A 21,889-nucleotide genomic window follows, 5' to 3' on the forward strand; every position below is an offset into this window, starting at 1 on the left:
AGCGGAGATGACGGGTGAAGATTAAGCGGTTTTTTGCCAAAGACATGCGAACGGCGCTGGCCGAGGTCAAGGAGACGCTCGGGCCGGATGCCGTCATCATGTCCAACAAAAAGGTCACCGGTGGGGTGGAGATAGTCGCGGCCGTCGATTATCAGTCCCAGGTGCCTGGACCTAAAGATGCGCCGGTTCGCCGTCAGTTGAACGATGAGAGCGTCAATATCTCGTCTGCGGGCAAGCAGATGACGCGCTCCGCTCCCCTCAAGGAGCAGAACGAATACTATGCCGATACCCTGGCGGCCCTGCTGGCGCGCCAGCAGAAGCTCAACCCTGCCAATCCGGCGGGCGGCAACGCCGCTCAGGGTTCATGGCCTGCGAATGCGGCGGGCAACGGCACCCCATCTCCGGCATCATGGTCCGGGAATGGGGCCGCTGGCGGCAATCAGTCCGCGGGACTGGCGTCCGCCAACGGCGCACCCAGGACGCTGGCCGAACAGGGCCAGTGGGGCGCGGCCCCCGAGCCAGCCAAGCCGAAGGCACGTCCTGCCCCCGGCCCCCGTGCAGCGCAACCTGCCCCGCGGGATCAGGAGATGGAGGGGATGCGCAAGGAGATGGCCAGCATCCGCAAGCTGCTGGAGCACCAGATCTCCGGTCTGATGTGGCAGGAGGTGGAGCGCCGCGAGCCGATGCGGGCGCTGCTCATCAAGGAACTCAAGAAGATGGGGTTCGATGATGCCTTCGCCGATCAGCTCGCTGGGCTTATCCCGGAAGACATGCCCATCCATCAGGCCATGGCCCAGCTGGCCGAGGTACTGACGGCCCAGCTCAAGATCAGCGAAGACGACATCTTGCGCCAGGGCGGTGCCGTGGCGCTGCTCGGCCCGACCGGGGTGGGCAAGACCACCACCATCGCCAAGCTGGCGGCCCGTTTTGCCATGAAGTATGGCGCCGAGCAGGTGGCCCTCATCACCACGGACAACTACAGGATCGGGGCCCACGAACAGCTGCAGACCTATGGTCGCATCATGGGTTGCCCGGTGCGTCAGGTACGGGATGCCGAGGAGCTGGCCAACGCGCTCTATCAGTTCCGTCACCGCCGGCTGGTGCTCATCGATACCGCCGGGGTAGGGCAGCGGGATATCCGTCTGACCGAGCAGCTCGACACCCTGGTCAAGAATGCCAAGGTGCGCATTCGCAGCTATCTGGTCATGTCAGCCACCTCCCAGCGCCGGGTGATGCAGGAGGCGGTGGATCACTTCCGGCGCATTCCGCTCTCCGGCTGCATCCTGACCAAGCTCGACGAGAGCCTGAATCTGGGTGAGGTGATTAACGTATGCATTCAGAACGCCCTGCCCATCAGCTACATCACAGATGGGCAGCGGGTGCCGGAAGATATTCAAGTTGCCAATGCGGCGCTGCTGGTCGGCGCGGCCATGGGCTCGCTGGAGCGGGAAACAGAAGACCCTTACTTCTGGGGTTCAGGCTTTGGCGAGGCCGAAGATTCGGAGTTTTATGAGTAACATCTATATGGATCAGGCGAGTGGTCTGCGCAAAATGCGTCAAAACAATCGAGTAAAAGTGATCGCCGTGTCTGGAGGCAAGGGGGGCGTTGGCAAGACCAACGTGACCCTGAACGTGGCGGGAGCCATGGCCGCCCAGGGCAAGCGGGTGTTGGTGCTGGATGCCGACCTGGGTCTGGCCAACGTCGACGTCATGCTGGGGCTGCGGGTGCACCGCAACCTCTCCCATGTGCTGGCGGGGGAGTGCACCATAGACGACATCATCGTCGAGGGGCCCTACGGCATGATGATAGTGCCGGCCACCTCGGGCACCCAGTCCATGGTCGAGCTGTCGCCGGTGCAACATGCCGAGCTCATCCGCGCCTTCAGCGAGATGAAGACCCAGGTGGACGTGCTGCTGGTGGACACGGCTGCGGGGATCTCCGATATGGTGCTGAGCTTCACCCGTGCGGCCCAGGACATCATGGTGGTGGTGTGCGACGAGCCCACCTCCATCACGGATGCCTATGCCCTCATCAAGATCCTCTCCAAGGATCACGGGGTGTTCCGCTTCAAGGTGGTGGCCAACATGGTTCGCTCCCTGCGCGAGGGGCAGGAGCTCTTCGCCAAGCTGACCCGGGTCACCGACCGTTTCCTCGACACCTCCCTGGAGCTGGTGGCCTGCGTGCCTTACGACACCAACCTGCGGGCCGCGGTGCGTAAGCAGAAACTGATCGTCGAGGCGTTTCCCAAGTCGCCCGCCTCTCTGGCATTCCGTGCCCTGGCGAACAAGGCGGCGAGCTGGCCCATCCCGAACCAGCCGGGGGGACACCTCGAATTTTTCCTGGAAAATTTATTGCAAAAGCCGGTCATAGCACAGGAAGACTCCCGTGAATAAAGCCCAAGCATACTTGCGTCATCAGGATTCCTACGTGCTGGTCGAGCGTCATGCTCCGCTGGTCAAGCGGATTGCCCAGCATTTATTGGCTCGCCTGCCAAGCAGTGTCTTGCTGGATGACCTGATCCAGGCAGGTATGATTGGGCTGCTCGAAGCCTCCCGCAACTTTGACGGCAGCAAGGGCGCCAGCTTTGAAACCTATGCCGGCATCCGCATCCGCGGCGCCATGCTCGACGAGATCCGCCGCGGGGACTGGGTGCCCCGTTCGGTGCACCGCAACAGCCGTGCCATCGCAGAGGCGATCGAGAACGTGGAGCAGGCCCATGGCCGGGATGCCAGAGACACCGAGGTAGCCGCCAACATGGGGGTCTCCCTTGGCGAATACCATGCCATGCTGCAGGATGTCTCCTGCGGCAAGATCATCGGCATCGAGGATCTCGGGGTCAGCGAGGATGTGATAGGGCATCCCGATGACGCCAGCGGTCACGGCGGCTTTGACGATCTGGCGGCCGAGCGCTTTCAGGGCGCCCTGGCCGAACACATCGCCCGCCTGCCCGAACGGGAAGCCCTGGTGCTGTCCTTGTATTACGACGAAGAGCTCAACTTGCGTGAAATCGGGGAAGTCCTGAGCGTGAGCGAGTCTCGGGTGAGCCAGATCCACAGCCAGGCCATGCACAGGCTGCGGGCCCGTTTGAGAGATTGGAATTTATAAGTGGTTGTACTGGCTACACTGGAACGCAACTCTAAGGCATAATCCGCACCATAAAACCTGCGATCTGCATCATGTAAGTGAGCCGTTTTGGCGGCTATTTAGGAGGGAATTTTGGACAAGAACATGAAAATCCTCATCGTCGACGATTTTTCAACGATGCGCCGGATTATCAAGAACTTGCTGCGTGACCTGGGATATAACAATACCCATGAAGCAGACGATGGCAACACGGCCCTGCCGATGTTGAAAAACGGCGATTATCAGTTCGTGGTCACCGACTGGAACATGCCCGGCATGCAGGGCATAGACCTGCTCAAGGCGATCCGTCTCGATGACAAACTCAAGCACCTGCCGGTACTGATGGTGACTGCGGAAGCCAAGCGCGAGCAGATCATCGAAGCCGCCCAGGCCGGGGTCAATGGCTATATCGTCAAGCCGTTCACTGCCGCCACCCTCAAAGAGAAGCTCGACAAAATCTTTGAACGAATCGGCTAAGGAGCGGCAGGGATGAAGGCCAAAACGAGTGCCATGATCTCGCTTGAACAGGCAAGGATGCTGGTTGCCCACCTGGAGCGAGAAGAGTTTGAACAGGCCGATACCATCCTCGCCGATGTGTGCGCCCCCAATGCGGCGGCCCTGTTTGACAAGGTGGGGCAGCTGACCCGCCAGTTGCACAACTCACTGCAAGATTTTCGCCTGGATCCCAGGATCCCCGACCTGGCCACCCATGAGATCCCGGATGCCCGGGAGCGGCTCAGCTATGTCATCGACATGACTGACAAGGCGGCCAATCGCACCATGGATGCGGTCGAGGCCAGTCTTCCCATCGCCGATCGGCTCAATGACAACATTCAGCTGGTGATGCCCAATTGGAATGCCCTGATGAGCCGGGATCTTGAACTGGGTCAGTTCAAGGCACTCTGCCATCAACTGAATGATTTTATTAAGGCTTCGGAGACGGATGCCGATAAGTTACGACAACTGCTGACTGAAATCCTGATGGCTCAGGATTTCCAGGACTTGACCGGTCAGATGATCCGCAAGGTGATCAAACTGGTGCAGGAAGTTGAAACAAAGTTGATAGAGATGCTGACCATGTTTGGTGAGGCCGTCATCGAGAATTCGGCGCGCAGCCTGCCGGCGAGCGGCATCGAGGCAGAAGGCCCCATCATGAACCCGCAGACAAGGTCCGATGTGGTCAATGGTCAAGATGATGTGGACGATCTGCTGTCTAGCCTGGGATTCTAATGGAGTGACGCATGGCCTTCGAAGTTGATGAAGACATACTGCAAGACTTTTTGGTCGAAGCATCAGAAATATTGGAACAGTTGTCTGAACAACTGGTCGACTTGGAAAAGCGGCCCGATGACAAGAATCTGTTGAATGCCATCTTTCGCGGCTTCCATACCGTCAAGGGGGGAGCGGGTTTCCTCTCCCTGACCGAGCTGGTGGACGTCTGCCACGGTGCCGAGAACCTGTTCGACATGCTGCGCAACGGCAAGCGAACCCTCAGTGCCGAGCTGATGGATGTCATCTTGCAGGCCCTTGATGCCATCAACGTCATGTTTGCCCAGGTGCAGAACCGGGAGCCGACCAGCCCGGCCTCTGCCGATCTGCTGCACGATCTGCACGAACTGTGCAAACCCGAAGGGCAGGAGCAGCTGCGTACCGCCAGTGTTGCCGCCCCGCAGCAGCCCGAGCCGGAACCCGAACCCGTCATCGTCGCCGAGAGCGCGCCTGTGGCCGTCAACGGTGGCGGCTCCATCGACGAGATCTCTGCCGACGAATTCGAGCGCCTGCTGGATGAACTGCACGGTGCCGGCAAGGCGCCGACGGTCTCTGCCGCCCCGGTATTGAGCGGTTCAGGCGACATCACGGACGACGAGTTCGAGGCTTTGCTCGATCAACTGCACGGCCAGGGCCAGCATGGCGGCGCTCCGGATCTCTCCCCGCTGCAATCGGTACAAAAAGAGGTGGATGAGCTCATCGACGATGACGAGTTCGAACGCCTGCTGGATGAATTGCATGGCCGTGGCCAGGCGCCGCAGCACAGCATGGCGGCGGCTGCTCCGGCTCCCGAGCCCAAGGCTCCCGCCGCGCCCGTGACCCCGCCCAAGGCGCCGGTCGCGGCCAGCGCCGCCCCCGCCAAACCCGCTTCTGCACCGGCCAAGCCGGCCCCGGCTCCCGCTCCTGCCAAGCAGGCGGCCCCCGCCGAAAGCAGTGCGGTGCAAAACGACACTACTGTGCGGGTGGATACCAAGACCCTGGACGTCATCATGAACATGGTGGGGGAACTGGTGCTGGTGCGAAACCGCCTGGTGAGCCTCGGCATCGCCAGCAACGACGAAGAGATGTCAAAGGCGGTGGCCAACCTGGATGTGGTGACCGCCGATCTGCAAGGCGCGGTCATGAAGACCCGCATGCAACCTATCAAGAAAGTATTCGGCCGCTTCCCGCGCGTTGTGCGCGATCTCGCCCGCACACTCAAGAAAGATATTGAGCTGGTGATGGTGGGTGAAGAGACGGATCTCGACAAGAACCTGGTGGAGGCCCTGGCCGATCCCCTGGTTCACCTGGTGCGCAACTCCTGCGACCACGGCGTCGAGATGCCGGACGTGCGGGAGAAGGCGGGCAAGCCCCGTCAGGGCACCATCACCCTGAGCGCCTCCCAGCAGGGTGACCATATCCTGCTCTGCATCGAGGATGACGGCGCCGGCATGGATCCGGAGAAGCTCAAAGCCATCGCCATCAGTCGTGGCGTGCTCGATGCCGACAGCGCGGCGCGCATGAGCGACAACGATGCCTACAACCTGATCTTCGCCCCCGGTTTCTCGACCAAGTCCGAGATCTCTGACATCTCGGGCCGTGGCGTCGGCATGGATGTGGTGAAGACCAGCATCGTCAGCCTCAATGGCTCTGTGCACATAGATTCGACCTGGGGCAAGGGCACCCGCCTTGAGATCAAGGTTCCCCTGACCCTGGCCATACTGCCGACCCTGATGGTGGAAGTGGGTGAACAGACCTTCGCCCTGCCGCTTGGCTGCGTGAACGAAATCTTCCATCTGGATCTGAAGAAGGCCAACGTGGTGGACGGCCAGCTCACCATCATAGTCCGTGACAAGGCGATCCCGCTGTTCTACCTGCACAAGTGGCTGGTCCGCGGTGCCGGCAGAACGGCACGCCAGGACACAGGCCACGTGGTCATAGTCCAGATCGGCACCCAGCAGGTGGGCTTCGTCGTGGACAACCTCATCGGCCAGGAAGAGGTGGTGATCAAGCCTCTGGACAATCTGCTGCAAGGGACCCCCGGCATGGCCGGCGCCACCATCACCAGCGACGGCGGCATCGCCCTCATCCTGGACGTGCCCAGCCTGCTCAAGGCCTATGCCCGCCGCCACTGAGCGTCTGGCCCAAGGAGTTAAAAGAATAACAATGGCAGTCAAGGTATTAGTGGTCGACGATTCGAGTTTCTTCCGTCGCCGGGTCAGCGAGATCATCAATCAGGACCCCCTGATGACGGTGATCGACACGGCCCAGAACGGTCGGGAGGCGGTAGACAAGGCGCTGCAGTTGCGGCCTGACGTCATCACCATGGACATCGAAATGCCGGTGCTCGACGGCATCAGCGCCGTGCGCGAGATCATGGCCAAGTGTCCGACCCCCATACTGATGTTCTCCTCGCTGACCCACGAGGGGGCCAAGGCGACCCTGGATGCACTGGATGCCGGTGCCCTGGATTTCCTGCCCAAGAAGTTCGAAGACATAGCCCGCGACAAGGATGAGGCCGTCAAGCTGCTGCAACAACGCGTCAGGGAGATAGCCCGCAAGCGCTTCCTGATGGCGGCCGCCAGACCCCGGGCGCCGGAGCCCTTGGTGCGCCCCGCCCTTGGCGCTGCCTTGACGCGTCCTCTTGATCGTCAGCCCGAGCCGGTCCGCGCTGCGGCGCCCGCCAGCTTCAAGCGCAGCGGCAAGAGCTATCAGCTGGTGGCCATCGGCACCTCCACCGGTGGCCCTGTGGCGCTGCAGAACGTGCTGACCAAGCTGCCCGGTGACTTCCCTCACCCCATATTGCTGATCCAGCATATGCCCGCCACCTTCACCGCCGCCTTCGCCGCCCGTCTCAACGGTCTGTGCCAGATCGGGGTCAAGGAGGCGGAGGACGGTGACGTGCTCAAGCCGGGTCACGCCTACCTGGCCCCCGGTGGCAAGCAGATGCTGCTGGAGGGGCGCGGGCCCGGGGCTCGCCTTCGCATCATAGAGGGCAATGACAAGGTCAACTACAAGCCCTGCGTCGACATCACCTTCGCCTCGGCCGCCAAGATCTACGGCGACAAGGTGCTCGCCATAGTGCTGACAGGCATGGGAGCCGATGGCCGGGACGGGGCGCGTCTGCTCAAGGAGCAGGGCGCCACCATCTGGGCCCAGGATGAAGCCTCCTGCGTGGTCTACGGCATGCCCCAGGCGGTTGCCAAGGCGGGCATAGCAAGCGAATCCCTGCCGCTGGATCGGGTGGCCCAGCGCATCCTGGTCGAGTTGGGTCGCTGACCATGGGCATGTTCGGCCTGGTGCTGGCGCTGCTCGCCGTGGCCGTCGCCCAATGGTGGCACGGGGGCAGCCTGCTGACCCTGCTGGATGGCCCGGCCTTCGTCATCGTGGTCGGGGGCACCTGGGGTGCCGTCATACTGCAGACGCCCCGCAAGTACATGCTGGCCGCGCTCGCCCAGGCCCGCTGGATGCTGTTCCCGCCGCAACTGGATCTGGTGCAGCAGGCCGAACGCCTGCAGGCCTGGGCCCAGTTTGCGCGCCAGCAGGGGTTGCTGGCGCTGGAGAATCAGGCCGAAGGGGAGCCTGATCCCTTCACCCGCCAGGGACTCACCATGATAGTGGACGGTGTCTCCATCGAGGATATCCGCCGCCTGCTGGAGGCGGACATCGACATCGAGCAGGAGCGCAACGAGCACGCCGCCAGGGTGTTCGAGGCCATGGGGGGCTACAGCCCGACTATAGGCATCATAGGGGCCGTGATAGGGCTCATCCAGGCCATGTTTCACCTGGAGGAGCCGGGCACCCTGGGCGCCGGCATCGCCATCGCCTTCGTCGCGACCATCTACGGGGTGGGCTTTGCCAACCTCCTCTATCTGCCGATAGCGAATCGCCTGCGGGCATTCCACTACCACTACGGTCTCTATCAGGAGATGACGCTGGAAGGGTTGCTGGCCATCGCCCACGGGGAGAATGGCCAGCAGGTTGAACGGCGGCTACGGGCTTATCTGAAAGGGGAATAGCCATGCGCAAGCGCTATCGTTTGCACCTGCAAGGGCGAGAACATCTCGATCGCTGGCTGGTCTCCTATGCCGATTACATGACGCTTATCTTCGCCCTCTTCGTGGTGCTCTACTCCGTGGCCATCGTCAACAAGGAGCAGTACCGCGCCGTCATCGAGGGCATGACCCAGGCTTTCAACCAGGTACCGCGCAGCGATGGCTTGCTGGAAGGGCAGGGCAACTCCCTGCTCAACCACCCGGTGTCGGCCGCACCTTCCCTGCTGGAGAGCCAGGCCTCCCCGTCGCCTTCGCGCGCCCCCATCACGGGCACCCCGATCCAGCAAGATGGCACGGCCCTTGCGACCATAGACCTGCAGTTGCAGGAGGCCATGGGCGCCCTGGTGGAGGCCGGCGTGGTCAAGCTGGCGAAGGATGACAACTGGCTGACGGTGGAGCTGAGTTCCGGCCTGCTGTTTCGCAGCGGCAGCGCCTTTCTGGGGAGCAATGCGGCCCCTGTGCTCGATACGCTTTCAGGTATTCTGAAACCGGTCGATAACTATGTCAGGGTGCGGGGTTACACGGATAACCAGCCGATCAACAACGAAATGTTTCGCTCCAACTGGACCCTGTCTGCCGCCCGCGCCGAGGCAGTGCTCGGCGCCCTGGTGGCCAAGGGGATAGCCCCCGAGCGGCTCGCCTACGAGGCCTATGGGGAGTTCTCCCCCTTCGCCGACAACGGCAGCGAGCAGGGGCGGTTACAGAATCGCAAGGTCGTGGTCGCCATATCCAGATTCGCCTGGGTGCCGCGAACCTCCGTCAACGCCCTGACGGTGACGCCGGCCCCGGCCGCGCCACAGAGCGTCGACAGCGAGGACGTCAGAGTGGTGACGCTGCCCGGTGGTGGCATACGCATAACAACAAGGCAGGATTGATACAGTGATTGTTTGGACGGTTGCCAATCAGAAGGGTGGAGTCGGTAAAACCACCACGGTCGTCTCCCTGGCGGGCATTCTGGCCCAACGTGGCCAGCGGGTTCTGCTGATCGACACCGATCCCCATGCCTCCCTGACCTCTTATTTCGATTTTGACTCGGACCGGCTGGAAGGCACCCTCTACGAGCTGTTCCAGGCGGCCAAGCCGAGCAGCGAGCTGGTCAACCGCATGACCCTGAAGACCAAGTTCGAGAACATCCACCTGCTGCCCGCCTCCATCACGCTGGCGACCCTGGACAGGGTCATGGGCAACCGGGAGGGCATGGGGCTGGTACTCAAGCGTGCCCTGTTGCGGGTGCAGGATCAGTATGACTATGTGCTCATCGACTGCCCGCCCGTGCTGGGGGTGATGATGGTCAATGCGCTGGCGGCCTGCGATCGCATCCTGGTGCCGGTGCAGACCGAATTTTTGGCCTTGAAGGGGCTGGAGCGGATGATGAAGACCTTCGAGATCATGCAGCGATCCAAGCGGGACAAGTTCCGCTATACCGTGATCCCGACCATGTTCGACAAGCGTACCCGGGCCTCCCTGATGACGCTGCAGTCCATCAAGGAGCAGTATGGGGAGGCGGTGTGGAATGCGGTCATTCCCATCGACACCAAATTCCGGGATGCCAGCCTGCTGCACATACCCCCGTCCATCTATGCACCGGGCAGCCGTGGCACCTATGCCTACGAGACACTGCTCAACTTTATTGATGCGCTGGAGCGTCAACGAACCCAGGAGGTGAAGCCATGAGAGAGACCACCCAGGTTCGGGCCATGGATGACTATTTCCACTCCCTGCTGCTCGATGATGTCCTGCTGCGGGACGATCCGGACGACGAGGCACCGGCCCCTGCGCCGCAGTTGCAGCCTCAGCCCGCCCCCTTGCCCGAGGTGGTTGCAGCCCCCTATCTCGAAGCCGACAGCCGGCTGGCGCAACTGAGCGAGCTGCTCGCCCAGGTGAGCCAGGTGCAGGACGAGATGGATGTCCTGAGTCATGAAGAGCTGCATGTCGAGCCCTTCCAGCTAGAGGCCGAGGTCGAGCCCGAGCCGGTCGAGGTGACCCTGGCGACGCCCGAGGTGATCCCGGTGATCGCCGAGCCCGTCGCACTGGCACTGGCCGAACCCGCGCTGGCGGCGGAACCTGAGCCTGCCCCTGCGGCCTGGGAAAATCTGGATACCGGCAACGAGTTTCAGGCGCTCTTCTTCGATGTGGCCGGGGTGACCTTCGCTGTGCCCCTGACCGAACTCGGCGGCATCCACCAGCTGGGGGAGGTGACTTCCCTCTTCGGCCAGCCGGGCTGGTACAAGGGGATCATGACCTCCCGGGAGCAGAAGATGAACGTGGTCGACACGGCCCAGTGGGTCATGCCGGGCCAGCATCTGGAGATAGACGAGTACAAATATCTGATTATGCTGGGGGAATCACCCTGGGGACTGGCCTGTCATCAGTTGAAGGGCACCGAACTGCTGCATCGGGATCAGGTGAAGTGGCGCCATCAGGAGGGGAAACGCCCCTGGCTGGCGGGCATGGTCAAGGAGAAGATGTGTGCCCTGCTGCACGTCAGGGAGCTGCTGGTGCTCCTTGGCCGAGGCGTGAACATTGAAGGCCGCTGACAACATCGGCACTGCCATGGTTTTATTGCTAATTTTACCCGTTGACGGGTTCATACAAGGATCAAGAAGATGACAGAGAAGCGCAATATTGCACAAAATCTGGCCGAAGACGAAGTGCTGCAGTGGGTGACCTTCCAGTTGGAAAACGAGACCTATGGCATCAACGTGATGCAGGTCCAGGAGGTGTTGCGCTACACCGAGATAGCCCCGGTACCGGGTGCGCCCGACTATGTGCTGGGCATCATCAACCTGCGTGGCAACGTGGTGACCGTCATCGACACCCGCTCCCGTTTCGGCCTGCCGGCCGGTGATGTGAGCGAGAATTCCCGCATCGTCATCATAGAGGCGGAGAAGCAGGTGATCGGCATCATGGTGGACAGCGTGGCCGAGGTGGTCTATCTGCGCTCCTCCGAGATCGACGCCGCCCCGGCGGTGGGCACCGAGGAGAGCGCCAAGTTCATCCAGGGTGTCAGCAACCGCGACGGTCAGCTGCTGATCCTGGTGGATCTCAACAAGCTGCTCTCCGACGAAGAGTGGGACGATATCGGCTCCCTGTAACGGCGGGTCAAAAAGTGATACAACAGCGGTCCCGGATCTGCCCGCGGCACCTTGATGCCGAGCGGGACCCTGTGATGAGGAAGGTGACAGTTTGATGATTGAATTCGCAGCCTTGGGGTTGTCCTTGTTGGCACTGGTGCTGGCCCTCTACGGTCTATTGGGTCACCGCCGCCGTCAGCGAGAGTCCGAGGCCAGAATGGAGACGCTGCAGGGGCAGCTCGAGAGTCTGCGCAAGCAGATGATGGAGCTGCATACCGGTGCCATCGGCATGGGTCAGCGCCTGCAATCCGCCGAAGGGGCCATGCAGAAGATCCAGGATAGCCAGCAGGAGTTGACCCTGCAGGATCCGGAGCGCCGCCTCTACAGCCGCGCCGCCAAGATGGTGGAGCTAGGCGCCGATCTCGACGAGGTGATGAGCGAGTGCGAGTTGCCCCAGGCCGAAGCCGAGTTGCTGATCTCCCTGCGCAAGGGTCGCAGCTGACCCCTGCTCCTGACCGAGAGGGGAGGCTCAGGCCGCCCCTCTTTTCCCTGCCACATCTTCCCCTGTCCATGCGCGATCTCCCCACTTTTCCCCTGCCACCCCTTCCTCCGCCAGTGCCTGGTCACTCCAGTTTCCCCTTGCCACATCTTCTTCTGCCGGTGCGCGATCTCCCCCACAAATCCTGTTGATTATTGGCATCTTTGAAAAGACGCCTCCGGATCCTGTGTTAAGATGCAGGCCGCCTCATTTTCAACGATTACACCCTCATGCTGCTTCAAGCCAACAATCTGAGCTGCGTGCGTGAAGATCGCACCCTGTTTGAACATCTCTCCTTCGCGGTGCGTTCGGGCGATCTGATGCAGATTGAAGGCCCCAACGGGGTGGGCAAGACCAGCCTGCTCCGGCTGCTGACCGGCCTCTCCCAACCCTTCGCGGGGGAGGTGTGCTGGAACGGGGAGAACATCCGCCACTGCCGGGATGAGTACCATGCCAGCCTGCTTTACCTGGGCCATCAGCCCGGCGTCAAGGCGACCCTGACCCCCCTCGAGAACCTCTCCTTCTACCAGAAGCTGCACGGCACGGCCGAGGCTTCCGTGGATCTCTGGCAGGTACTGGCCCAGGTCGGACTCGCCGGCTTCGAGGATTATCCCGCGGGCCAGCTCTCGGCAGGGCAGCAGCGGCGGGTGGCGCTGGCCAGGCTCTGGCTGTCGGAGCGCCCGGCGCTCTGGATCCTCGATGAACCCTTCACCGCCATCGACAAGCAGGGGGTCAGGGTGCTGGAGCGGTTGTTCCTGACCCATGCGGATCGGGGGGGCATGGTGGTGCTCACCACCCATCAGGACCTGACCCTGATGCAGGGGCGCCTGAAGACACTGTCGCTGACCTCGTTGTTGCAGGAGTAGCCATGCTGCGCGCCGTCATACACCTTATTCACCGCGAGTTGCTGATGGCCCTGCGCCAGCGCGCCGACATCTTCAACCCGCTCTGGTTCTTCCTCATCGTCATCACCCTCTTTCCCCTCGGCATCGGGCCCGAGCCCCAGCTGCTGGCCCGCATCGCCCCCGGCATCATCTGGGTGGCAGCCCTGCTGGCGGCCATGCTCTCCCTGGAGCGGCTGTTTCGCGATGACTTCAGCGACGGCGCTCTGGAGCAGATGATGCTGATGCCCCATCCCCTCGGGCTGCTGGCGCTGGCCAAAGTGATCGCTCACTGGTTGCTGACCGGCCTGCCACTGCTGCTGGTCTCCCCGCTGCTCGCCATCCTGCTCTCCCTGGACATGAAGAGCTATCTGGCGGTGGTGGCCACCCTGGCCCTGGGTACTCCGGTGCTGAGCCTGCTCGGGGCCGTCGGGGTGGCGCTGACGGCGGGCCTGCGCAAGGGGGGCGTGCTGCTCAGCCTGCTGCTGCTGCCGCTCTATATCCCGGTGCTGATCTTCGCCACCTCCGCCATAGATGCGGCCAGCATGGGGTTGCCCTACGGGGGGCAGCTCGCGATCCTGGGGGCCATGCTGGTGGGGGCCCTGACCCTGACGCCCCTGGCCATCTCGGCGGCACTGCGGGTCAGCGTCAACTGATTAATTATCAAAAAAGCCTCTTTTGAGGCTGTTTTATGAAAAATATAATTGAGATAGATCAAGGGGATGGCTGCTTATTGCTTTGGGGGGATATGATGTTTCCCGCCGGTGGGTATGGTAGGCCTCGCCACTTAAAAATTAATAACTGAAAGGTTCTGTGAGCTATGTGGAAATGGTTGCACCCTTATGCCAAACCCGAGCGCGCCTATGGGCTGGCCGGCACCCTGCTGTCCTGGTTTGTCGTGACAAGCCTGCTCGCCTTCATCATAGGCACCGTCTGGGGGCTGGCCTTTGCCCCCGCCGATTATCAGCAGGGAGACTCTTTCAGGATCATCTACATTCATGTGCCTGCCGCCATCCTCTCCATGGGAGCCTACTCCACCATGGCGGTGGCGGCCTTCATCGGCCTGGTGTGGCAACTGCGCATGGCGGACATGACGGTGGCGGCCATAGCCCCGGTGGGCGCCGTCTTCACCTTCATCGCCCTCTTCACCGGTGCCGCCTGGGGCAAGCCCATGTGGGGCACCTGGTGGGTGTGGGATGCGCGCCTCACCTCCGAGCTTATCCTGCTGTTCCTCTATCTTGGTGTCATCGCCCTCTACAACGCCTTCAGCGACAAGGTAGTGGCGGGGCGCGCCGCCGGCATACTGGCCCTAGTGGGGGTGATCAACCTGCCTATCATTCACTACTCGGTGGAGTGGTGGAACACCCTGCACCAGGGCGCCTCCATCACCAAGTTTGACAAGCCCTCCATCTCCCCCGAGATGCTGTGGCCGCTGCTCATCATGATACTGGCGTTTGCCACCTTCCTCGGGGCCCTGACCCTGATGCGGTTCCGCAACGAGCTGCTGATGCGGGAGTGGCACCGCCCCTGGGTTGCCGACATCGCCAGACAGGAGAAGTAAGCATGCACTTTGCCTCATTCAGCGACTTCATGGCCATGGGCGGTTACGCCTTCTACGTCTGGCTCTCCTTCGGTCTGACCGCGCTCTGCCTGGTCGGCATCGTCATTTCCACCCGGTTGAAAACCCGCAGCCTGCTCGGCGAATTGCGCAACAAGCAGGCCCGCGAGGCTCGTCGCAAGGCGGCCCAGCAGATGGAGAACACCCTATGACCCCGAGACGCAAGAAACGCCTCACCATCATTCTGGCCATCAGCCTGGGCCTCGCCAGCGTGACTGGCCTGGTGCTCTATGCCCTCAGCCAGAACATCGATCTCTTCTATACCCCGAGCGAGCTGGTGGAGGGCAAGGGGCCGGAGAAGGTCAAGCCGGAAGAGGGCCAGCGCCTGCGCATCGGCGGCCTGGTGGTGCCGGGCTCGGTGCAGCGTGATCCCCAGAGCCTCAAGGTGGCCTTCAAGCTGGTGGACAACGGCGGCCATCTGGTGACGGTGGAATTTGACGGCATACTGCCGGACCTGTTCCGGGAAGGGCAGGGCATAGTCGCTCAGGGCACCCTCAAGGACGCGACCACAGTCGCCGCCTTCGAGGTGCTGGCCAAGCACGACGAGAACTACATGCCGCCGGAGGTGGCGGACGCCACCAATGGCATGCACTTCAAGCCCGAATATACCGAGGCGCAATTGCAGGGGGCCAAGCAATGATGCCTGCAATCTTGATCTCGTGTTCAGCTCGTTTCGCCGCCGGATCTGTATGTCTCACCCTGCCATCGAAAGGAAATAGTCAATGATCCCCGAATTTGGGCAGTTCTCACCGTCTCATGCCTGTGCGCCGGTTCTGGTCGCGGCGCAATTGAAAGGAAGTCAGCCATGATCCCTGAACTGGGGCAGTTCTCACCGTCTCATGCCTGTGCACCGGTTCTGGTCGCGGCGCAATTCAAAGGAAGTCAGCCATGATCCCTGAACTGGGGCAATTCGCACTGATCCTGGCCTTTGCCACCGCCCTGCTGCTGGGGAGCTATCCGCTGATCGGCGCCAAATTGGGGCGCCTCGGCATGATGTCGGCGGCCCGTCCGCTCGCCTACAGCCAGTTTCTGCTGCTGCTGCTCTCCTTCCTCTGCCTGACCTGGGCCTTCGTCGACAACGACTTCACCGTGCAGTACGTGGCCACCAACTCCAACAGCCTGCTGCCGCTGCAGTACCGCATCTCGGCGGTGTGGGGGGCCCACGAGGGTTCCCTGCTGCTCTGGGTGCTGACCCTGGGGGGCTGGACCGCGGCCGTGGCCCTGTTCAGCCGTCGCCTGCCGCTGGATGCGGTGGCGCGGGTGCTGGGGGTGCTCGGGCTCATCTCGGTGGGCTTTACCGCCTTCGTGCTGTTCACCTCGGATCCCTTCACCCGCACCCTGCCGTACTTCCCGGTGGATGGGCGCGACCTCAACCCCCTGCTGCAGGATCCTGGTCTCATCTTCCACCCGCCCATGCTCTACATGGGCTACGTGGGCTTCTCGGTGGCCTTCGCTTTTGCCATCGCCTCCCTGATGACAGGCAGGCTCGATGCCACCTGGGCGCGCTGGTCCCGCCCCTGGACCATGGCAGCCTGGGTCTTCCTGACCCTTGGCATAGTGCTCGGCTCCTGGTGGGCCTATTACGAGCTCGGCTGGGGCGGCTGGTGGTTCTGGGATCCGGTGGAAAACGCCTCCTTCATGCCTTGGCTGGCGGGCACGGCCCTGCTGCATTCGCTGGCGGTGAGCGAGAAGCGCGCCACCTTCAAGGCCTGGACAGTGCTGCTGGCGCTTTCGGCCTTCTCCCTGAGTCTGCTGGGGACCTTCCTGGTGCGCTCCGGCGTGCTGGTGTCCGTCCATGCCTTTGCCTCAGACCCGACCCGTGGCCTCTTCATTCTGGGCTTCCTGCTGGCGGTGATAGGCAGCTCCTTGCTGCTGTTCGCCTTCAAGGGCTCCCAGGTCAAGAGCCACGGCAAGCATGAGCTGTGGAGCCGCGAGACCCTGCTGCTTGGCAACAACATACTGCTGGTGGCGGGCCTGCTGACCGTGCTGCTCGGCACCCTCTTGCCCCTGGTGCACAAGGAGCTGGGGCTTGGCAGCATCTCCATCGGCACCCCCTTCTTCAACCACATCTACAGCTGGCTGATCATCCCGTTCGCCTTGCTGCTGGGGGTCGGGCCGCTGTTCCGCTGGCGCCGTCAGGAGCTCGGTGAGCTCAAGGGCAAGGTGGTGCTGGCCCTGGGGCTGAGTCTGGCCGCCGCCCTGCTGCTGCCGCAGCTCTTCGCCGGTGAGTTCAAGCCCTGGGCCGCGCTCGGCATAGGCCTGGGTACCTGGATCATCATCACCAGCATCCAGGAGACCTGGGTGCGCGCCACCCACAAGCACAGCTTTGCCACCGGCGTGCGCCGCCTCGGCAACAGCCACTGGGCCATGATCCTGGGCCACGTGGGGCTGGCGGTCAGCATCATAGGCATCGCCTGCACCCAGAACTACAGCATCGAGAAGGACTTGCGCATGCAGGCCGGTGACAGGGTGCACTTCGCCGACTACGAATTCGTGTTCACCGGTATCAGCGAGAAGAACGGCCCCAACTACGACGGCTTCAAGGGGGTGCTGGAGGTGCACAGGAACGGCAAGCAGGTGGCCCTGCTCAAGCCCGAGAAGCGGATGTACAAGGTCAGTCGCATGCCGATGACCGAAGCCGCCATCGACGCCGGCTTCACCCGTGATCTCTATGCGGCGCTGGGCGAGCAGCTCGACAACGGCGCCTGGGCGGTGCGTATCTACTACAAGCCCTTCGTGCGCTGGATCTGGTTCGGTGGCGTCTTCATGGCCATCGGCGGCGTGCTGGCCATGCTGGACAAGCGCTACCGGTTCGGCCGTCGTGACGAGGAGACCAAGGCATGAGCAAGAAGACCTGGCTGTTTCTGCTGCCCTTCATCATCTTCCTGATGGGGGCCGTGTTCCTGTTCAAGGGGCTCTACTCGGACCCCACCAAGCTGGAATCCGTGATGGTGGACAAGGAGGTGCCCGTGTTCACCCTGCAGGATATCTATGACCTGGGCAAGCAGCATGACAGGAGCATCTTCAAGGGGCGCCCCATGCTGCTCAACGTCTGGGCCACCTGGTGCCCGACCTGCTATGGGGAGCACACCTACCTCAAGCAGCTGGCGGGGCAGGGTATTCCCATCGTCGGCATGAACTACAAGGATGAGCGGGACAAGGCCATCAAGTGGCTGGCTGAGCTCGGCAACCCCTATGAGGTCAACCTCTATGATCCGGACGGCATGCTGGGGCTGGATCTGGGGGTCTACGGTGCCCCCGAGACCTTCTTCATCGACAGCCAGGGCATCATCCGTTATCGCCACGTGGGGGACGTCAATCCCGAGGTCTGGGCCTCGACCCTCAAACCCATCTTCGACGCCATGAAGTGAGGGCCGCTCCGATGAAAACGCTTATTGCATCCCTGTTGCTGCTGGGGGGCCTGCTGGGTGCCGGCCAGGCCAGTGCCGCCATCGACGTCTACACCTTCGACAGCGATGCCCAGGAGCAGACCTTCCGCGAGCTGACCAAGGAGCTGCGCTGCCCCAAGTGTCAGAACCAGGACATCGCCGACTCCAATGCGGGGCTCGCCAAGGATCTGAGGGACAAGACCTACCAGATGGTGCGGGACGGTAAAAACAAGGAGGAGGTGGTGGATTACATGGTGGCCCGTTACGGCAACTTCATCCTCTATGATCCGCCCCTGATGGCCTCCACCCTGATCCTCTGGCTTGGCCCCCTGCTGGTCATCGTCATCGGTGCCGCCACTGTGGTGGTGCGCAGCCGCCGTGCCCCGGCGGCGACAAAACGAATGAATAACGCCCTGAGCGAAGAAGAGCGGCGCCGTCTGGCCGAGCTGCTCAAAGAGGAAGAGAAACAATGACCGCATTTTGGATAGTGATCGCGGCCCTGCTGGTGCTGGCGAGCCTGGCGCTGATCCTGCCGTTGTGGCGCGGCGAGGGGCGCCAGAGCATCAGCCGTTCGGCGCTCAACAAGCAGCTCTATCGCCAGCGTCTGCTGGAGATAGGCGAGGAGCGTGAGCAGGGAATACTGGCCGAGGAGTCCGAGTCCCTGGTGGAGCTGCAACGCAGCCTGCTGGACGACATCCCCGACGTGGAGCAGAGCGCCCGCGGCGGCAAGAGCCTGATCTGGATCCCGGGTGTGCTGGTGCTGGTGGTGGTGAGCCTGGGGCTCTACTACCAGCTGGGGGCCTGGCAGGAGGTGAGCCGCTGGCAGGATGCCAGCAGCCGGCTGGGGGAGCTGAGCAACCGCATCCTGGTGGAGCGGGATAGCGAGGTCACCGAACAGGATCTGCTGGACTTCACCCTGGGGCTGCGTACCCGGCTGAAAGAAGAACCGAACGACTACCGTGGCTGGCTGCTGCTGGGGCGTCTGACCCTGGATGGCAATGACCCCGAGATGGCCCGCGAGGCGCTGGAGCGAGCCTACTCCCTGGCGCCGCAGAAGGCCATGGTGGCGGTACCCTATGCCCAGGCCCTGATGATGACGGGGGAGGAGGCCCGGGCGGATCAGCTGCTGCAGGCGGCCATCGCCCAGGATCCGGCCAACATAGAGGCGCGCTCGGTCCATGCCTTCATGGCGCTGCAGAAAGAGGACTTCCAGACCGCGCTGGTGCGCTGGCGAGCCATGTTGCCGCTGCTGGAGAAGGGCTCGACCCGCCACGCCATGGTGGAGCGTTCCATCGAGTATGCCGAGCAGCAACTGCGTCAGCGCGGCATCGCCGTGACAGCCGCCCCCGCCGCTCAGGCCGGGCAGGGCAGTGCTCAGGTGCTGGCGGTGAAGGAGGGTGAGTATCCCCTGCACATCACCCTGGCACCCGGCATCCAGCTGCCGGAGGATGCCCACCTGTTCGTCTTTGCGGTGATCCCCAATGGCCCGCCCATGCCCATCGCGGTCAAGCGCATCCCGGGTCCGCAGTTGCCCCTCACCCTGTCACTGGGGGATGGGGATGCCATGATCGAGGGGAGCAAGCTGGCGGCCTATCCCGAGCTGCAGTTCAAGGCGCGCCTCTCCCGGGGCGGCAACGTCATGAACAAGGAAGGAGCCTTCGAGGGGGTCTCGGTCACAGTGCCGACGACCAGCATCCCTACAGCGCCGATTGACATCCGCATCGATCACGCACTCTAATACCCTCTTGGCCCGACCCCGGGATGGGGCGGGCCTACCTATAATCCATAAAGATTCCCAAAAAAGCTTAGGACTTTCATATGTATCTGCGTTCAGGAGCATTGGCAGTGGCACTGCTGTTGGGGGGCTGTGCGGGTGGCCCTCCCAAGCCGGGCCCAGAGAGCCTGGATCTCAACGAAACCCCCAGCCGCCCCGGGGCGTCCAGCACGGCCAGCGATCCCCGTGACCCCTTCCAGGGGGCGAACCGGGCCATGTGGGCCATCAACTACGACGTGCTGGAACCCTATGTGGCCCGCCCCGTGGTCCATGGCTATGCCCGCTATGTGCCGCAGGGGATGAAGGACGGCATCGACAACCTGGTGGAGAACTTCGACGAGCCGAGCAGCATGGTCAACCATCTGCTGGTCGGTGATCTGAAGGGGGCGGGGACCAACCTGGGCCGCTTCACCCTTAACACCACCATAGGTCTGCTGGGGATCTTCGACGTGGCCAAGCATGCCGGCCTCGAGCGCAACATGCTGGAGATGGATACTGTGCTCGGCAAGGCGGACATCGGGGATGGCGCCTACATCATGGTGCCCGTCTATGGCCCGACCACCACCCGCGAACTGGTGGGGGATACCATTGATACCATCTACTTCCCCTATGCCCTGCTGACCTTCCCGATGAAGTTCGTGCACTGGGCGCTGGATGGTCTGGGCACCCGCTCCAAGCTGATCGATCAGGAGCGGATCATCGACAACGCGCTCGATCCTTATGCCCTGACCAAGGACTTCTACCTGCAGTACAACGACGGCAAGGTGACGGGTCGCCAGCCTGAGCTCAAGCAACAGGGCCAGCAGGAGGATGACAGCAACCTGGACGAGTATCTGGACGAGATAGACCAGTAACGACCCATGGTTATCGAAAAGGCGCCCATGGCGCCTTTTTCGTTGCTTGTTCGCCATAAAAAAACGCCCCGCAGTGCGGGGCGTTTTGGCAAGAAAGAGGCTATCAGGCAGCCAGGTTCTTGGCCACGAATTCCCAGTTGACCAGGGTCCAGAAGGTTTCCATGTACTTCGGACGCAGGTTGCGGAAATCGATGTAGTAGGCGTGCTCCCACAGGTCGACGGTCAACAGCGGGGTGGTCCCGGCTTCGGTCAGCGGGCAGCCTGCGTTGGAGGTGTTGACGATGGCCAGGGAGCCGTCGGCTTTCTTCACCAGCCAGGTCCAGCTGGAGCCGAAGTTGCCGATGGCAGACTTGGTGAACGCATCCTTGAACTCGGCGAAGGAGCCGAACGCCTTGTTGATGGCATCGGCCAGGGCGCCGGTGGGCTCGCCACCGCCGTTCGGGGAGAGGCAGTGCCAGTAGAAGGTGTGGTTCCAGATCTGGGCGGCGTTGTTGAAGACACCGCCAGTGGAGGTCTTGATGATCTCTTCCAGAGACTTGCCTTCAAACTCGGTACCCGGCACCAGGTTGTTCAGGTTGACCACGTAGGTGTTGTGGTGCTTGCCGTGGTGATATTCCAGGGTTTCCTGGGAGATGTGCGGTTCCAGAGCATTGATTGCATAGGGCAGAGCGGGAAGTTCGAAAGCCATTTTCTACTCTCCATTGGCTGGGCCGTGCGAAGGCGACGGTTGCAAGACATTGCGTACTCTTTTCTATGTTGAAAAGAATTGTTCTTGAAATGATGGGGCCAGACGGCCCAAAGCCCGTCGATTGTAGCAGCATCAAAGATGGGCGAACAACTCTTGATTCTCGCCATGATCCGGATCAAGCTGCGGCGTATTGATTCATCACTTCTTGCATTCGGGACGGTTTGCCAGTTTGTGGTCTGCCCGGTTTGCAGTAGAATGGCCGCCGAAATCGCTCTAGTGAGGCATTTATGGAAACTATTGAAAAGATCAAACAGCAGCTGGCTGAGAATCCCATCATCCTGTACATGAAGGGATCCCCCAAGCTACCCAGCTGCGGTTTCTCTGCCCAGGCCTCCCAGGCCCTGATGTCCTGTGGCGAGCCCTTTGCTTACGTCGACATCCTGCAAAACCCGGACATCCGTGCCGAGCTGCCGAAATTTGCCAACTGGCCGACCTTCCCGCAACTCTGGGTGGAAGGTGAGCTGGTCGGTGGTTGCGACATCATGATCGAGATGTTCCAGGCCGGCGAGCTGCAGACCCTGATCAAGGAAGCTGCCGCCAAGCACAAGCAGGATGATGCCGCCGCCGAATAAGGTCGCATCCGCAT

General features: G+C 62.1%; 25 protein-coding genes. 24 read left to right on the top strand and 1 reads right to left on the bottom strand.

What is annotated here, in order from left to right:
• Positions 1-14 precede the first annotated feature (14 nt).
• From flhF to OC537_RS02285, 23 genes are all read left to right on the top strand, one after another.
• Complete coding sequence (gene flhF, locus OC537_RS02175; RefSeq protein WP_262108949.1) at positions 15-1,517, top strand: flagellar biosynthesis protein FlhF; 1,503 nt, start codon at positions 15-17, stop codon at positions 1,515-1,517.
• On the top strand, positions 1,510-2,394 hold the full coding sequence (locus tag OC537_RS02180; protein ID WP_162520111.1) for a MinD/ParA family protein: 885 nt from the start codon (positions 1,510-1,512) through the stop codon (positions 2,392-2,394). Before flhF ends, OC537_RS02180 begins: the two co-directional genes overlap by 8 nt.
• Complete coding sequence (locus OC537_RS02185) at positions 2,387-3,106, top strand: RNA polymerase sigma factor FliA (protein WP_025326255.1); 720 nt, start codon at positions 2,387-2,389, stop codon at positions 3,104-3,106. The genes OC537_RS02180 and OC537_RS02185 overlap by 8 nt, the downstream gene beginning before the upstream one ends.
• Before the next feature lie 111 nt (positions 3,107-3,217).
• Complete coding sequence (cheY, locus tag OC537_RS02190) at positions 3,218-3,601, top strand: chemotaxis response regulator CheY (RefSeq protein WP_025326256.1); 384 nt, start codon at positions 3,218-3,220, stop codon at positions 3,599-3,601.
• 12 nt (positions 3,602-3,613) lie between these two features.
• The gene (locus OC537_RS02195) at positions 3,614-4,354 is read left to right on the top strand and encodes a protein phosphatase CheZ (RefSeq protein WP_025326257.1); all 741 of its coding nucleotides are present in this window, start codon (positions 3,614-3,616) and stop codon (positions 4,352-4,354) included.
• Between the two features lie 11 nt (positions 4,355-4,365).
• Positions 4,366-6,507: a chemotaxis protein CheA gene (locus tag OC537_RS02200; protein ID WP_213345000.1), complete on the top strand. Its 2,142-nt coding sequence runs from the start codon at positions 4,366-4,368 to the stop codon at positions 6,505-6,507.
• A 31-nt stretch (positions 6,508-6,538) separates the two neighbouring features.
• A complete protein-coding gene (locus tag OC537_RS02205; protein WP_111912509.1) occupies positions 6,539-7,651 on the top strand; it encodes a chemotaxis response regulator protein-glutamate methylesterase in 1,113 nt (370 codons plus the stop codon).
• Between the two features lie 2 nt (positions 7,652-7,653).
• Positions 7,654-8,391: a flagellar motor protein gene (locus OC537_RS02210; RefSeq protein ID WP_163148311.1), complete on the top strand. Its 738-nt coding sequence runs from the start codon at positions 7,654-7,656 to the stop codon at positions 8,389-8,391.
• 2 nt (positions 8,392-8,393) lie between these two features.
• Positions 8,394-9,302, top strand: a complete 909-nt coding sequence (locus tag OC537_RS02215) for a flagellar motor protein MotB (protein WP_205642175.1) — start codon at positions 8,394-8,396, stop codon at positions 9,300-9,302.
• 4 nt (positions 9,303-9,306) lie between these two features.
• A complete protein-coding gene (locus OC537_RS02220; protein WP_111912507.1) occupies positions 9,307-10,101 on the top strand; it encodes a ParA family protein in 795 nt (264 codons plus the stop codon).
• Complete coding sequence (locus OC537_RS02225) at positions 10,098-10,964, top strand: chemotaxis protein CheW (RefSeq protein ID WP_234677467.1); 867 nt, start codon at positions 10,098-10,100, stop codon at positions 10,962-10,964. Before OC537_RS02220 ends, OC537_RS02225 begins: the two co-directional genes overlap by 4 nt.
• Positions 10,965-11,033: 69 nt before the next feature.
• Entirely contained in the window at positions 11,034-11,522 is a 489-nt protein-coding gene (locus OC537_RS02230; protein ID WP_005333026.1) for a chemotaxis protein CheW, read from the top strand.
• 94 nt (positions 11,523-11,616) lie between these two features.
• Entirely contained in the window at positions 11,617-12,003 is a 387-nt protein-coding gene (locus OC537_RS02235) for a DUF2802 domain-containing protein (RefSeq protein ID WP_025326264.1), read from the top strand.
• A 266-nt stretch (positions 12,004-12,269) separates the two neighbouring features.
• Positions 12,270-12,905 carry a cytochrome c biogenesis heme-transporting ATPase CcmA gene (gene ccmA, locus OC537_RS02240; protein ID WP_025326265.1) on the top strand — a complete coding sequence of 212 codons (636 nt, stop codon included), beginning with the start codon at positions 12,270-12,272 and terminating at the stop codon, positions 12,903-12,905.
• A 2-nt stretch (positions 12,906-12,907) separates the two neighbouring features.
• Positions 12,908-13,576, top strand: coding sequence for a heme exporter protein CcmB (gene ccmB / locus OC537_RS02245; protein WP_025326266.1), 669 nt, complete (start codon positions 12,908-12,910; stop codon positions 13,574-13,576).
• Between the two features lie 164 nt (positions 13,577-13,740).
• The gene (locus OC537_RS02250; protein WP_262108975.1) at positions 13,741-14,481 is read left to right on the top strand and encodes a heme ABC transporter permease; all 741 of its coding nucleotides are present in this window, start codon (positions 13,741-13,743) and stop codon (positions 14,479-14,481) included.
• Between the two features lie 2 nt (positions 14,482-14,483).
• Positions 14,484-14,690 (top strand): heme exporter protein CcmD, encoded by a 207-nt coding sequence (gene ccmD, locus OC537_RS02255; RefSeq protein ID WP_106887463.1) that lies wholly within the window; start codon positions 14,484-14,486, stop codon positions 14,688-14,690.
• Positions 14,687-15,178 carry a cytochrome c maturation protein CcmE gene (ccmE, locus tag OC537_RS02260; RefSeq protein ID WP_106887462.1) on the top strand — a complete coding sequence of 164 codons (492 nt, stop codon included), beginning with the start codon at positions 14,687-14,689 and terminating at the stop codon, positions 15,176-15,178. The genes ccmD and ccmE overlap by 4 nt, the downstream gene beginning before the upstream one ends.
• A gap of 248 nt (positions 15,179-15,426) precedes the next feature.
• On the top strand, positions 15,427-17,382 hold the full coding sequence (locus tag OC537_RS02265) for a heme lyase CcmF/NrfE family subunit (RefSeq protein WP_262108981.1): 1,956 nt from the start codon (positions 15,427-15,429) through the stop codon (positions 17,380-17,382).
• The gene (locus OC537_RS02270) at positions 17,379-17,909 is read left to right on the top strand and encodes a DsbE family thiol:disulfide interchange protein (RefSeq protein ID WP_139744875.1); all 531 of its coding nucleotides are present in this window, start codon (positions 17,379-17,381) and stop codon (positions 17,907-17,909) included. The genes OC537_RS02265 and OC537_RS02270 overlap by 4 nt, the downstream gene beginning before the upstream one ends.
• 11 nt (positions 17,910-17,920) lie before the next feature.
• The gene (locus OC537_RS02275) at positions 17,921-18,400 is read left to right on the top strand and encodes a cytochrome c-type biogenesis protein (protein ID WP_234569918.1); all 480 of its coding nucleotides are present in this window, start codon (positions 17,921-17,923) and stop codon (positions 18,398-18,400) included.
• Positions 18,397-19,665, top strand: coding sequence for a c-type cytochrome biogenesis protein CcmI (gene ccmI / locus OC537_RS02280; protein WP_262108982.1), 1,269 nt, complete (start codon positions 18,397-18,399; stop codon positions 19,663-19,665). Before OC537_RS02275 ends, ccmI begins: the two co-directional genes overlap by 4 nt.
• An 80-nt stretch (positions 19,666-19,745) precedes the next feature.
• Positions 19,746-20,555 (top strand): VacJ family lipoprotein, encoded by an 810-nt coding sequence (locus OC537_RS02285; protein ID WP_163156149.1) that lies wholly within the window; start codon positions 19,746-19,748, stop codon positions 20,553-20,555.
• Between the two features lie 103 nt (positions 20,556-20,658).
• Here the strand turns inward: OC537_RS02285 and sodB are convergent, their stop codons facing one another.
• On the bottom strand, positions 20,659-21,243 hold the full coding sequence (gene sodB / locus OC537_RS02290; RefSeq protein ID WP_100860353.1) for a superoxide dismutase [Fe]: 585 nt from the start codon (positions 21,241-21,243) through the stop codon (positions 20,659-20,661).
• A 287-nt stretch (positions 21,244-21,530) separates the two neighbouring features.
• Here sodB and OC537_RS02295 point away from each other — a divergent pair, with 287 nt between their 5' ends.
• Entirely contained in the window at positions 21,531-21,875 is a 345-nt protein-coding gene (locus OC537_RS02295; RefSeq protein WP_025326276.1) for a Grx4 family monothiol glutaredoxin, read from the top strand.
• The last annotated feature ends 14 nt before the right edge of the window (positions 21,876-21,889 follow it).

This window comes from Aeromonas sp. Marseille-Q5825 (assembly GCF_946892685.1).
GTDB classification, from domain to species: domain Bacteria; phylum Pseudomonadota; class Gammaproteobacteria; order Enterobacterales; family Aeromonadaceae; genus Aeromonas; species Aeromonas rivipollensis.

Excerpts from the sequence above, each read along its gene's own strand:
- OC537_RS02180 (WP_162520111.1), top strand. The coding sequence starts at position 1,510 with ATGAGTAACATCTATATGGATCAGGCGAGTGGTCTGCGCAAAATGCGT.
- OC537_RS02195 (WP_025326257.1), top strand. The coding sequence starts at position 3,614 with ATGAAGGCCAAAACGAGTGCCATGATCTCGCTTGAACAGGCAAGGATG.
- OC537_RS02200 (WP_213345000.1), top strand. The coding sequence starts at position 4,366 with ATGGCCTTCGAAGTTGATGAAGACATACTGCAAGACTTTTTGGTCGAA.
- OC537_RS02205 (WP_111912509.1), top strand. The coding sequence starts at position 6,539 with ATGGCAGTCAAGGTATTAGTGGTCGACGATTCGAGTTTCTTCCGTCGC.
- OC537_RS02210 (WP_163148311.1), top strand. The coding sequence starts at position 7,654 with ATGGGCATGTTCGGCCTGGTGCTGGCGCTGCTCGCCGTGGCCGTCGCC.
- OC537_RS02215 (WP_205642175.1), top strand. The coding sequence starts at position 8,394 with ATGCGCAAGCGCTATCGTTTGCACCTGCAAGGGCGAGAACATCTCGAT.
- OC537_RS02225 (WP_234677467.1), top strand. The coding sequence starts at position 10,098 with ATGAGAGAGACCACCCAGGTTCGGGCCATGGATGACTATTTCCACTCC.
- OC537_RS02230 (WP_005333026.1), top strand. The coding sequence starts at position 11,034 with ATGACAGAGAAGCGCAATATTGCACAAAATCTGGCCGAAGACGAAGTG.
- OC537_RS02235 (WP_025326264.1), top strand. The coding sequence starts at position 11,617 with ATGATTGAATTCGCAGCCTTGGGGTTGTCCTTGTTGGCACTGGTGCTG.
- ccmA (WP_025326265.1), top strand. The coding sequence starts at position 12,270 with ATGCTGCTTCAAGCCAACAATCTGAGCTGCGTGCGTGAAGATCGCACC.
- ccmB (WP_025326266.1), top strand. The coding sequence starts at position 12,908 with ATGCTGCGCGCCGTCATACACCTTATTCACCGCGAGTTGCTGATGGCC.
- OC537_RS02250 (WP_262108975.1), top strand. The coding sequence starts at position 13,741 with ATGTGGAAATGGTTGCACCCTTATGCCAAACCCGAGCGCGCCTATGGG.
- ccmD (WP_106887463.1), top strand. The coding sequence starts at position 14,484 with ATGCACTTTGCCTCATTCAGCGACTTCATGGCCATGGGCGGTTACGCC.
- ccmE (WP_106887462.1), top strand. The coding sequence starts at position 14,687 with ATGACCCCGAGACGCAAGAAACGCCTCACCATCATTCTGGCCATCAGC.
- OC537_RS02265 (WP_262108981.1), top strand. The coding sequence starts at position 15,427 with ATGATCCCTGAACTGGGGCAATTCGCACTGATCCTGGCCTTTGCCACC.
- OC537_RS02270 (WP_139744875.1), top strand. The coding sequence starts at position 17,379 with ATGAGCAAGAAGACCTGGCTGTTTCTGCTGCCCTTCATCATCTTCCTG.
- OC537_RS02275 (WP_234569918.1), top strand. The coding sequence starts at position 17,921 with ATGAAAACGCTTATTGCATCCCTGTTGCTGCTGGGGGGCCTGCTGGGT.
- ccmI (WP_262108982.1), top strand. The coding sequence starts at position 18,397 with ATGACCGCATTTTGGATAGTGATCGCGGCCCTGCTGGTGCTGGCGAGC.
- OC537_RS02285 (WP_163156149.1), top strand. The coding sequence starts at position 19,746 with ATGTATCTGCGTTCAGGAGCATTGGCAGTGGCACTGCTGTTGGGGGGC.
- sodB (WP_100860353.1), bottom strand. The coding sequence starts at position 21,243 with ATGGCTTTCGAACTTCCCGCTCTGCCCTATGCAATCAATGCTCTGGAA.
- OC537_RS02295 (WP_025326276.1), top strand. The coding sequence starts at position 21,531 with ATGGAAACTATTGAAAAGATCAAACAGCAGCTGGCTGAGAATCCCATC.